The 12,063-nt window shown below is 62.4% G+C and carries 6 protein-coding genes; all 6 read left to right on the forward strand.

The window, feature by feature from the left end:
- The first annotated feature begins 227 nt into the window (after positions 1 to 227).
- The 6 genes from PLANPX_RS13855 (at position 228) to PLANPX_RS13880 (ending at position 11,936) form a co-directional block, all read left to right on the forward strand.
- Positions 228 to 5,951 (forward strand): DEAD/DEAH box helicase, encoded by a 5,724-nt coding sequence (locus PLANPX_RS13855; protein ID WP_172992060.1) that lies wholly within the window; start codon positions 228 to 230, stop codon positions 5,949 to 5,951.
- Between the two features lie 321 nt (positions 5,952 to 6,272).
- Entirely contained in the window at positions 6,273 to 6,548 is a 276-nt protein-coding gene (gene rpmB / locus PLANPX_RS13860) for a 50S ribosomal protein L28 (protein ID WP_152099307.1), read from the forward strand.
- Positions 6,549 to 6,553: 5 nt separating this feature from the next.
- Entirely contained in the window at positions 6,554 to 6,844 is a 291-nt protein-coding gene (gene gatC, locus PLANPX_RS13865) for an Asp-tRNA(Asn)/Glu-tRNA(Gln) amidotransferase subunit GatC (protein WP_152099308.1), read from the forward strand.
- Between the two features lie 99 nt (positions 6,845 to 6,943).
- Positions 6,944 to 8,494 (forward strand): Asp-tRNA(Asn)/Glu-tRNA(Gln) amidotransferase subunit GatA, encoded by a 1,551-nt coding sequence (locus tag PLANPX_RS13870; RefSeq protein WP_152099309.1) that lies wholly within the window; start codon positions 6,944 to 6,946, stop codon positions 8,492 to 8,494.
- On the forward strand, positions 8,491 to 9,966 hold the full coding sequence (gatB, locus tag PLANPX_RS13875; protein ID WP_152099310.1) for an Asp-tRNA(Asn)/Glu-tRNA(Gln) amidotransferase subunit GatB: 1,476 nt from the start codon (positions 8,491 to 8,493) through the stop codon (positions 9,964 to 9,966). Before PLANPX_RS13870 ends, gatB begins: the two co-directional genes overlap by 4 nt.
- A gap of 386 nt (positions 9,967 to 10,352) precedes the next feature.
- Entirely contained in the window at positions 10,353 to 11,936 is a 1,584-nt protein-coding gene (locus PLANPX_RS13880) for a PEP-CTERM sorting domain-containing protein (protein WP_152099311.1), read from the forward strand.
- Positions 11,937 to 12,063 lie beyond the last annotated feature (127 nt).

The raw sequence follows: 12,063 nt of genomic DNA on the forward strand, positions 1-12,063 counted from the left end.
CCCCACACTCCCAGCGATCACCGGGCATATCATCGCTTCGCCGGCCAATTAGGCTTACCGCCTCTTGTAACTATTTCTTCGCCTACGCACAATCAGCTCTGATAGTCGCCGACATCTGCAAAAGCTCTCGTCAACGCTTCCTGGCGGCACGGCATGTTGCTCTCTAAAGGCCGGACACATTGGACGCATCGCTCTTTTCTCGCCCTCCGCTTCGTTCCACTTTCGAAGTGACGGCCGACCGACTCAAGCCGGCAGGCAACGACGAGGAATTCGCGTTGCACCGCGCGGCGCTCGAGTGGAGCCTGGCCGATCCGATCGTTATTCACAGCATTGAGGACGTCAAATCGCGAACCGAGTGGCGTGAAGGATTCGCCCCCTTCGAGCATCAGGTTCAAAACCTTATTACGTTCTGCCGATGCTTGCCGGTGACGCTGCTCGCCGACGACGTCGGCCTCGGCAAAACGATCAGCGCCGCACTGATTTTGTGCGAGTTGATGAAGCGCCATCGCATCTCGCGGACGCTGGTGCTGTGCCCCAGCATTCTTTGCGAGCAGTGGGGCGAGGAACTCGAGACGAAGGTCGGCATCTTTGCGCGCACGGCGAAAGGGGCGGACCTCGATCGTGAACTGCGGGGGCAATGTCCCGTCGTGGTCACCACGTACGAATCGGGCGTACGGCGCCTCGCCTCTGTCCCCGCGGGTGCGTTCGACATGCTCATCCTCGACGAAGCCCACAAGCTGCGGAACCTCCACGGTACGGCGCAACCGCCCAAGATGGCGCAGAAGCTTCACAAGGCGCTTGAGCAACGGCTGTTCAAATACGTGCTGATGCTGACAGCCACGCCCATTCACAACCGGCTCTGGGATCTCTACTCGCTAATTTCGTGTCTGACGATCGCTAAAGGGCACAAAAACCCGCTGGGTGAACCGGCCCAATTCTCTGCTCGCTACATTGCCGACGCCCCGGCGGCGCGGCGCCTACGCGACGGAACGCAGGAGCCGTTCAAGGAAATCTTGCGACAGTACGTCGTCCGCACCCGCCGCCAAGACGCCGGTTTGGTGTTTCCAGATCGACGAGTCGATCTCCAGTCGGTAGCCGCGACGTCCGAAGAGATCGAGATGCAGCGACTTGTCGCGGAGCACCTCGACGGGATGAACGGCCTGCTGCAAACATCGATCCTGACCGCGCTAATGAGCAGTCCGCAGGCGCTGCTCGCTCAGCTGAACAATATGGCGGAGCGAAACCCCTTCTTCGCGGAACTCAGGGATGCAATTCGTAGGCTCGTCGATCCCAACAGGAACTTCGCGAAGGCTGAAGGCCTGCGGTTGATCATTCAGGAACTGCGCGAAAAGCGTCCCGACGACTGGCGCGTCCTGGTGTTCACCGGCCGCAAAGAAACGCAAGCCGCGATTGGCCGCATGCTGGAGCGCGAAGGCGTGAAGTTCGGCTTCATCTCCGGCGGCGAAGCGAACGCCAACATGCGGACGATTAAACAGTTCATGAACGATCGGCCCGAAGTTTCGGTCGTCGTCTCGACGGACTCAGGCGCCGAGGGCGTCAACCTGCAAAAATGCAATGTGCTGGTCAACTACGATCTGCCGTGGAACCCGATGGTCGTCGAACAGCGCATCGGTCGTATTCAGCGTCTGTCTTCGGTCCACCGCTTTGTGACCGTATTCAATTTGTGCCTGGCAGGCAGCCCCGAGCAGCGCGTCGTCGCGCGGCTGATGGAGAAGCTGCAAACAATCTCCGCGACCGTCGGCGATATCGAAGCCATTCTTGAAACGACCTACGGCGAATCGAAAGACACGGCTGAATCGTTCGCCGTCCAGGTGCGGAGGCTCGTCGTCGAGTCGCTATCAGGGCAGGACGTCGAGCTAGCGATGAAGAAGACTGAAGCTAGCCTAGAAAAGGGCAAGCAGTTGCTTAAAAAACGCGCCGGCGAACTCGATCGCACGTTAGGCAGATTGGACGCGCTTCACAAAACCGGCCCAGCAGCCCCCAAGGTCGCTCGCACCGAACCGCGGCTACCCCATCGCCAATTTGTCGAGCGAGCGCTCGCTGCACGGGGCGCCACGCTATCCAGCGCTAGCAACGGCGTTTTCTTAGCGTCCTACGCTGATCGTCCAAACGAAGAGTTGACCTTCGATGAAGAGATTTGGCGGTCGCGCGCCACCGACGGCGTGTTTCAGGGTCGCGCGCCAAAGCTTTACTTGCCCGGCAAGCCCGATTTCGAGCGTCTAGTCCAGCACTGGATCGACCACGCCAGTCATCGCGTGAAACCGGCCGACAGCGCCTGCAAGGCGGAGGCCGAGCAGCTCGCAACTAACTGGCTAACGCGAATTCCGCAGGCCCAGCTAACAGGGGTTGAGTACACGCCCAGCGCCCGGCAGTTCGCCGGCACGGCCACCGTAAAAGCCGCCGTCCACAATGCGGTCGATAGCTACGAGAAGCTTATCGACGCGCCCATCATGGCTAACGACGGGTTGGTGAGCGAAACTTTTCGCACCGATCAGGCGGGGTACGTGAACGACGCCCTCGAACCCGCCGGCGTGGCCGCCGATATCCGCAGCGTCGTGAGATCGTCGATCGAGACCGATCAAGACGTCATTGCGTTCAGCGACTTTTACGAGCGACGGCTGCGGGAAGAGCTAGCCAAAACTGCCGGCGATGCGCCGATGGAAAAGAAGATCATCGGCGACTTCCAGCCGACGATCCATGGCTATGTTTTGAGTTTGGAAGGCAACTTCCGCACCAGCGGCCAACTCGTCGTGAAGTTCTCGATCGACGGCCAAGGCGACTACGAAGCGATGCTCGAGGGGCGTCCCGCGACGGGCGAGGTCGTCACGGCGCCGGCGTTCGCGAATTGCCAAGAGACGGGAGCCGCCGTGCCAGAGAACTGCCTCACGCGGTGCCAACTGACGCGCAAGTTGGTCCTCAAGCATTTGCTCGTCGAGTCGGCGGAATCTGGAAAGCTCGGGCTTAAAAAGCTCTGCCAGGCATGCCAAGAAACCGGCCGCCTCGTTTTCCCGGACGAACTCGCCCGTTGCGAGATCACCGGCAACCGCGTCGCGCGCAGCACCGTGCAACTATCGGCCATGTCTGGCCGCCTTGGCTTGCAGCGGTTAATGGAGACGTGCGACTTCACAGGCGCGCGGGTGCTTCCGGCAGAAATCCTCGCTAGTCAAATCAGCGGCAAGAGATATCGCGCAGACGAAGGAGCCGAATCGAGCGTTTCGAATCAGCGCGGACATCGCAGCGAGTTCATTCAATGCGAACTGACGCGAGAACCAATCCTGGCAAGCGAGTCGGTCGTCAGCGACGTCAGCGGTCGCAACGTTCGATACGATGCGACCGTCGTTTCCGAAAAACCGCCTCACCGGCAAGGCGCCAGCGACGAAGCGGTTCAATGCGACGCCACCGGCCGGCGCCTGCTCGTTGACGAGGCAAAACAGTCGGCGGCGTCGGGTCGAATGGTCGACGTCGAATTGCTAGTCCCTTCGGAGGAAAGCGGCCGCCTGGCGCTGGCTGATGAGATGGTCGTCTGCGAGCAGTCCGGCAAGCGAATCTTGCCCGACGAAGCCGGCCAATCAGACGTCTCCGGGCAAACGATCTGCCAATCGCTCCTGTTTCGCTCGCCGATTGACGGACGCCGGGGACGCGGAAGCGAAACGGCAGTCTGCGAGTTTTCCTCAGACCGCATCCTCGCCGACGAGTTGGTCGTCAGCGACTATTCCGGCAAGCGGCTACGGAAGGATCGCGCCGTCGCGTCGCAGCTTTCGGAGCGCATCGGCGATCGCTCCGAAGCGGTGCAGTGCGAGTACACCGGCGTCATCGTTCTTCCCGACGAGGCGGGGCGATCCGCGCTCACTCAGAAACGCGCCGCGCTGAGGGCCTTAACGCCTTCCGAAAAATCGGGACGCGTCGGCGTCGCCTCGGCCGGGGAACTCGTTCGTTGCGAACTCACGGGCAAGCTGCTTCTGCGCGATGAGACAGCCGCCTCGGTCATCTCCCACAAAGTCGTCGATCGAGAACTGCTCACCCCCTCCGACGAAAGCGGCCGGCTGGCGCTGGCGGAAGAAATGTTCGTGTGCACCGCCACGGGCAAGCCCATCCTTCCCGCCGAAGCGGCCCGTTCCGAGGTTTCGGGCGCCATCGTTCGGCGTCGTTTGCTGCAAGCGTCAGCCATCGGCGGACGCCTCGGCCTCGCAGAAGAAACCGTCGCGTGCGAGCTGACGGGCGCCAGCGTCCTCCGCGACGAGCTGTCCGTAAGCGAAGTTTCCGGAGCCCGTTATAGAAATGATCAATCGGTGGTTTCCGAAGTCTCCGGCCGCCGCGGACATGCTTCCGAGGGCGTCGAATGCGGCTACACCGGTCGCCTGCTCTTGCGCGACGAGGCGGCTCAGTCCGCAGTGAGCGGCAAGTGGGCGCTGCTTGCCGAACTAACGCCGTCGGAGAAATCTCAACGCTTGGGACGCGCGGCCTCAGGCGAATTCACGCACTGTGAAACGACGGGACGCCAGTTGCTCAGCGACGAGATCGCCGCCTGCGAAGTCACCGGCAAGCAAGTCGACGTCGATTTGCTGGTCGCCTCCGCGGCAAGCGGCCGCCGAGCCCTGGCCGAATGCTTGCGCTCGTGCGAAGCCACGGGCCAGCGGGTTCTGCCCGACGAACTGGCGCTATCAGACGCATCGGGCAAGTCGGTCCTCGCTACGCATCTACGCAAGTCTGCCGCCAGCGACCGTCGCTGCCTGCAAGCGGAGATGAAGCAGTGCGCGTTCACCGACGCCTGGGTGTTGCCCGATGAAATTCAAGTCAGTCAGTATTCCGCGAAACCGTTTCGCAGCGACGAAGCGATCGCTTCGGCGATTTCCAGCAGAACGGGCCATGCGTCGGAGTTTGTGACGTGCGACTACTCGCGCCGCAAATTGCTGCCCGATGAGACGAGCCCGTCGGATGCAACGGGCCGGCTTGCCGGCGTCGATCTACTCGCCCAATCCGAACACTCGAAACGAAAGGGAGTGCAACTGGCAGGCGAAGTCTGCCAGTGCGAATCGACCGGCAAGAGAGTGCTATGGGATGAAACTGCGATCTGCGCCGCGACGGGTAAGCGAGTCGTCTCGGAATTGCTCGTTTCGTCTGAAGCATCAGGCTTGAAAGGCCTCCCTGAAGCGATGGTCCGCTGTGAAAAGTCGGGAGCCCGTTTGCTCCCCAGCGAAACATCGCACTGCGAAGTTTCTCAACAGCGGGTCGATTCGCGACTGACGATCGCCAGCGGTATTTCAGGACGGCACTGCTTGAAAGAGTACGCGATCACCTGCAGCGTGACGCGGAAAACGGGATTGCCCGATGAGGTCCGTATCTGCGAAAGCTCTCAACTGCCGGTCGTCGTTTCCAAGCTGAAGCAATGTTTTGCGACTGGCAAGGTCACCAACGAAGACCTCATGTTACGCAGCAACGAATCAGGAAATTGGCTGCTGAAACAGCACGCCCGGCAATCAAAGATTGTGCCCGGGTATTACGCCGCCCACGAACTCGTGCAATGCCAATGGCTGGAGGAAGAAATTCCGCTCAGCCACACCGCCGAATGCCAATGGACCGGATTGAGATTTGCCGCGAGCCAACTTGAAGCATCGCACCACTTGTCTGCCCTGAGCGATTTGATGTCGGGCAAACTCGCCTACAGCGGCGGTGCGCACCTCGGGGACTGGCTGAAGCAGTTGCATCCCGAGCTGTTCAGCGGGCTCCACTCAGTGCAAATCGCCGGCTCACCCAAGAAAGGCGTCTACGCTTTCGTGTGCGAGATGCATCGCGCGTTCGGCTTTAAGAAACGCGTTGCCGCGTTCCTGGCCTCAAACCACGATCCGAAACGGATCATCGGCAAGATCGCCCTGTTCCGCCTGGAGCGGAAGGAGCTGACGTTCCAAGAGGCGGTCGCTGCCTCACAGTGAACGCCGCAACCCATTCAGTGCAAGGGAGTTACATTGTTAGGCGGGCGTAGCTTTCGGCGATGGGTGATGGTCTTTCTCCGTACTGTGGGCGATCTTTCCCGTTCGAATGATCCGCTCCTACACACCGCCCAAACGCCCATTTCCCCCGTTGCGGTCTGACGTAACTTCCGTATACTAAGCCGTTTACCCTACAACGACCGATCAATACTGGTCGCCCACGGGCACGCTTCTGCGAGCCTCAGCCAGCGGTCATCGGATGGCCCGGCCTCACTCGCGGCGATCAGACACATAGCGTTTTTTGAGAAGTACACAGGATCGATCATGGCCAGAAAGTGCGAAGTCTGCGGCAAGGGCCCTCAGGTTGGTAACCAGGTCACCATCCGCGGTAAGAAGAAGTACCTCGGCGGCGTCGGTACTAAGATTACCGGCATCACCAAGCGGACGTTCAAGCCGAATCTGCAGCGGGTCAACGTCGTGACCGCCGGCGGCGCCAACAAGAGCCAGCTCGTTTGCACCCAGTGCATCCGCTCGGGCGGCGTGAAGAAGATCGTCCGCGTCGCTCCGTTCAAGCTGCCCGTCGGCGCTGCGAAGGCCTAAGCCCGATGGCGCTCACGCGTGCCGACGTTGAAAAGGTCGCGCTCCTCGCCCGGCTCCGGCTCACCGAACCCGAGCTGGGGACCATGACGGAGCAGCTTACCCAAATCGTCGGCTACGTCGACCAGCTTGCCGAAGTCGACACCGAAGGCGTTGAGCCGATGGCTCATGCGGTCGAGGTGACGAACGTTTTTGCCGACGATGTCGTCGCACCAAGCTTGCCGCGCGAGGCGGCTCTCGCTAACGCACCGCGGCAAAATGGCCGCGGCTATTTGGTGCCGCCGGTGTTGGGCGAGTAGCGAGTCAGCGTTCAGCCGTCAGCGTTCAGCAGTCAGCCCGACGGCGTCGCGTGCATGTCTGGCTGACTGCTGAACGCTGAAGCTGAGAGCTTGCCGCCCATGTCTATCGTCGATCGACCTGCCAGTGAGCTTCGCAAATCGCTGGCTTCCGGCGAACTCACGTCCGTCGAACTGACGCAGGCGTGCCTCGATCGCATCGTCGCGCATGATCAGTCGATCGGCGCCTTTCTTCGCGTCGATGGCGAGCGCGCCCTGGAGCAAGCGAAGTCCGTCGACAAGCGGCGCGCTGCGGGCGAAAAGCTCGGCCCGCTCGCCGGGATTCCAGTCGCGGTGAAGGACGTGCTGTGCGACTCGCAGGCGATCACCACGTGCGCGTCGCGGATGCTGGCCGAGTTCCGCCCGCCGTATGATTCGACGGTCGTGGCGCGGTTGAAGCAGGCCGATGCGGTGCTGCTCGGCCGCACGAACATGGACGAGTTTGCCATGGGCGGCTCGACCGAGAACTCGGCGTTCCAACCGACGCGCAACCCGTGGGACACGACGCGGACGCCGGGCGGTTCGAGCGGCGGTTCGGCGGCGGCCGTCGCGGCGCGATTCGCTCCGCTGGCGATCGGCACTGACACCGGCGGCTCGATTCGTCAACCAGCCGGACTCTGCGGCATCGTCGGGATGAAGCCCACCTACGGCCGCGTCAGTCGTTACGGACTCGTCGCGTTTGCGAGCAGTCTCGACCAAGTCGGCCCGTTCGCGACGACGACTGAAGACGCCGCACTGTTGCTCGAAGCCGTCGCCGGTCACGATCCGCGCGATTCGACGTCGATCAATCGCCCGACGCCGGCCTACACAGAATCGATCAACAAGCCGCTCGCCGGTTTAAAACTTGGCATCGTGCCAGAGCATTTTGGCGCGGGACTCGATCCCGAAGTTTCTACCGCGGTGAAGTCGGCGATCGAAGTCTACAAGTCGCTCGGCGCCGAAGTGAAAGAGGTCGCCCTGCCGCACGGCAAGTATGGCGTGGCCGCTTACTATGTGATCGCTCCGAGCGAAGCTTCAAGTAACCTCGCTCGCTACGATGGCGTGCACTACGGCTTCCGTGCGGATCAATCGTCGGCGCTCGCGGATCTCGCCGCCGAACGCCAAGCCTTCGTTGCCGCGGGCAACGCCGCCGCGGCCGACAACGTCGACTCGCCGCTGGTGCGGATGTATCGCAGCACCCGCGAAGCAGGCTTCGGGCCTGAAGTAAAACGCCGCATCATGCTCGGCGCCTACGCCCTGAGCGCCGGCTACTATGACGCTTACTACCTGAAGGCGCTGAAGGTGCGTCGGCTCATTCGCCGCGACTTCGACGAAGCGTTCAAGCAAGTCGATCTCATTGTCGGCCCCGTCACCGCGGGCCCGGCGTTCAAGCTCGGCGAGATGGTTGACGATCCGCTGGCGATGTACTTGGTCGACCTCTACACCGTGAGCGCGAACCTCGCCGGCATCCCCGCGATCAGCCTCCCGTGCGGGATGACTAAAGCAGGTCTTCCCATCGGCTTGCAACTCCAAGGCCCGCCGCTGGAAGAAGACCGCCTCCTCCGTGGGGCGCGGATGTTTGAAGCGGCAACTGATTGGCACACGAAGCAACCCACGCTTGCGGGGGCGAAATGAGCGACGTTCCCTACACCACCGTCATCGGCCTTGAAGTTCACGTCCAGCTGGCGACGCAGAGCAAGCTGTTTTGCCGCTGCAGCACGCAGTTTGGCGCCGAGCCGAATACGCAGACGTGCCCCGTTTGCATTGGCATGCCAGGTTCGCTGCCGGTGATGAATCGCCGCGCGTTCGAGCTCTCGCTGAAGACGGCCGTCGCGCTCAACTGCAACATCCCCGAGTTCACCAAGTGGGATCGCAAGCAGTACTACTACCCCGACCTGCCGAAGGGTTATCAGATCAGCCAGTTCGATTTGCCGATGTCGGCCGACGGCTATCTGGAAATCAGCGATCCGAAGGACAAGTTCGAGCCCAAACGCATCGGCATCATCCGCGCGCACCTCGAAGAAGACGCTGGCAAAAGCGTCCATGACGAAGCGCACGGCAAAGCCGACAGCGAGATCGATCTCAACCGCACCGGCACGCCGCTGCTGGAGATCGTCTCGCAGCCCGACATGCGCAGCTCCGCCGAGGCGCGAGCCTTTCTCGACGAACTGAAACTGCTGCTGACCTACATCGCGGTCTCCGATTGCAACATGCAGGAGGGAAGCCTCCGCGTCGACGCGAACGTCAATCTTCATCTTGAGAAGGATGGAAAGAAGATCGCGACACCGATCGTCGAAATCAAGAACATGAACAGCTTCCGCGCCGTCGAACGGGCGCTGGAGTACGAGGCGCCGCGGCAGTATCGCGAGTGGCAAGAGACGGGCCGGCAACTCGGCGAGGCGCCGAAGCAGACCCGCGGTTGGGACGACGTCGCCGGCGTCACGCGCGGCCAGCGGAGCAAGGAAGAGTCGAGCGACTATCGCTACTTCCCCGATCCTGACTTGGCGCCGGTGATCACCTCTGCCGCCGAGGTGGAAGCGGTGCGTGAGTCACTCGGCGAACTCCCCGACGATCTGCGCACGCGGCTCACCGAAGGTTACAACCTCTCACCCTACGACGCCGACGTGCTCGTGAACCAAGGTCGCGCGGTAATCGACTACTACCTCGCCGTTGCCGGCGAGTCGGGAGACCCGAAGCTCGCCTGCAATTGGGTCACCCAGCAGGTGCTCCGCGAATTGAAAGAACGCGAGCAAGCGATCGATGCGTTCGGCATTAGCGCCACGAAGCTGGCGGGATTGATCACTGCCGTGAATGACGGCCTGCTTCCTTCGACGCGCGCTCCGGAAGCGTTCCAATTGATGCTCGCCCAAGGCTGCGACATCACCGCCGCGCTCGCGGAGTTGAAAATCGAGCGGGTCGACGAGTCGGCCCTCGTCGAGTTGGTAAAAGAGTTGCTGGCTGCCAACCCGAAGACGGTCGCCGACATTCAGGGGGGCAAACTCCAAGCCGCCGCCTCGCTGATCGGTCAGGCGAAGAAAAAGAACCCCAACGTCGACCCGAACCGGGTCCGCGAGCTGGCGATCGAGTTGGCCACGGCCGGCAACTAGCCCCGGGCTCCGCCCGGGGGTCGGTTTCCGTCACAGCAGACGTCGCCTCACGTAACGCCACCCCCGGGCGGAGCCCGGGGCTAGAGCGCGAAACGCCCACTTTTCTCGGCTATTCTCACAATTTCCCGAATTCCAAAATTCTTCCCGTAACCGCCGTCGCGCCGCCGTTAAGTAACTGAGGCTCATCAGGCGCGAGTTCTTCCCGGCGGCACTTTTCTGGGGAAACGGCCCGCCTGCAGTCGCGATCAGACATGCGGAGAATCCAGGCGTTGCGGCATTGCCCGTAGCGCCTGGGTTCGACCGCCAGCGGCGTGCGGACTCCTGTTCAGGCGTCCCGAAACATCAGCTTTGCAACACTCGTCTCGACATCTGGGAGTAACGCTACTGTGAACATCCGCAATCGATTCTCGCGCCTGCTCGGCGCGGGGGCGGCCCTCTGCCTGGTCGCCGCTCCGCTTCATGGAGCCAACATCTACTGGCAGGGGACGAACGTCTCGGGCAACCTCATGGGGCCCAATTACACCGACGGCGTCACCAACAATCTCACGCCCACCGCGAGCGACGTCGTTCACGTCGGCGGCGGCGGAACGGCTTCTTACTCGACGCCAGGCACGGTGAGCCTGCAGAAGCTGCGCGTCGGCCACAATACGGTGGCGCCTGCCAATCCAGGCACGGGCATCGTCAATCTCAGCAACGGCGCCAAGATCGATCTGACCGTTGGCGGCGCCGGCGGCGCCAACGCCTCGTTGTGGGTCGGCAACGTGCAGAACGGCACGCTCAATATCGACGGCGCCGGCACCAGTGTCACCGCGGCCCGCTTCATCGCGATCGGCTACGGCAACAACGTCGCCCGTATGGGTACGGTGAACATCACCAACGGCGGCTCCCTGATCGCCACGCTGGGGAACATCAATCTCGGCGAATCGAACAACGCCATGAACGGCGTGCAGGGGCACGTCAACGTCGACGGTACGGTCTCGGCGATGAGCGCCGGCGCCGACCTGGTCGTCGGCGTCTACGGCGCCAAGTCGACGTTCACGCAAACGGGCGGCCTGGTCTCGATCGACGATTCGATCGAAGTCGGCGCCAGCACGAGCCTTATCGCCAACGTCGGTTCCAGCTACAGCATCTCCGGCGGCACGACGACCCACAGCGGCAACTTCTTCCTCGGCCGCGGCGCCTCGGTAAACGCCACCGCCAACATTTCTGGCACGGCGATCCTCAACACCGGCAACCGCTTCCTGATGGGCGCCGGCACGGCGACCGGCGTCGTCACCAACCACTCGGGCGGCACGCTCAACACGACGCTTGATCTCCGCGTCGGCGACTCGGGCAGCGGCGACACGACCTACAACCTGAGTGGCACAGGCGTCATTAACTCGACCACCGGCGGCATCGTCGGTCGGCAAGGAGCCGCCAAGTTCTTCCAAACTGGCGGCGTCGCCAACTTCAACGGCACGCTGTCGATCGGCAACCGCGAAACGGCCACCGGCGCCAACAGCGGCTTGTACAAGATCTCGGCCGGCGATCTGAACATTGCCACCGCGCTCAACGTCGCCAACAACGGCGTCGGCGAGTTCCGCGTCGTCGGCGACGACGCCACGATCGACGTCACCGGCAACATGCTCGTCGGCAACACGGCCAACGGCCTCGGCACGCTCGCCTTCGAACTCGAAACGGGCGACATCCTCTCGCAACTGGCCGTCACCGGCACGGCGACGTTTAGCTCCGGCGCCGCGCTGGTGTTCGATGCGACGAATGCCGCACCGACGCAGAACGTGTATAATCTGCTCACCGCGGCGAGCATCGTCGACAGCGGCATCGCCTTCACCGCCCCAACGGGTTGGAGCTACCAGATCGTCAGCGGCGGCAACGGGCAGATCCTGCAGGCCGTGATGGCCGTGCCGGAACCGAGCACGATTGGCTTGGCGCTGCTGGCGGGCATTGGGTTGGTTCGTCGTCGTCGCTAACGACGACGAATCGCGGCAATCGCCGCGACTAGTTGACTCTTCATCACTAGCCCCCGGTCGCTGACCGGGGGCTAGTTTTTTGCGCCGACGTCGCCGCATACTCACGCCGCTACGCCAAACTCCCGGG

It is taken from the genome of Lacipirellula parvula (assembly GCF_009177095.1).
In the GTDB taxonomy this organism is placed as follows: Bacteria; Planctomycetota; Planctomycetia; order Pirellulales; family Lacipirellulaceae; genus Lacipirellula; species Lacipirellula parvula.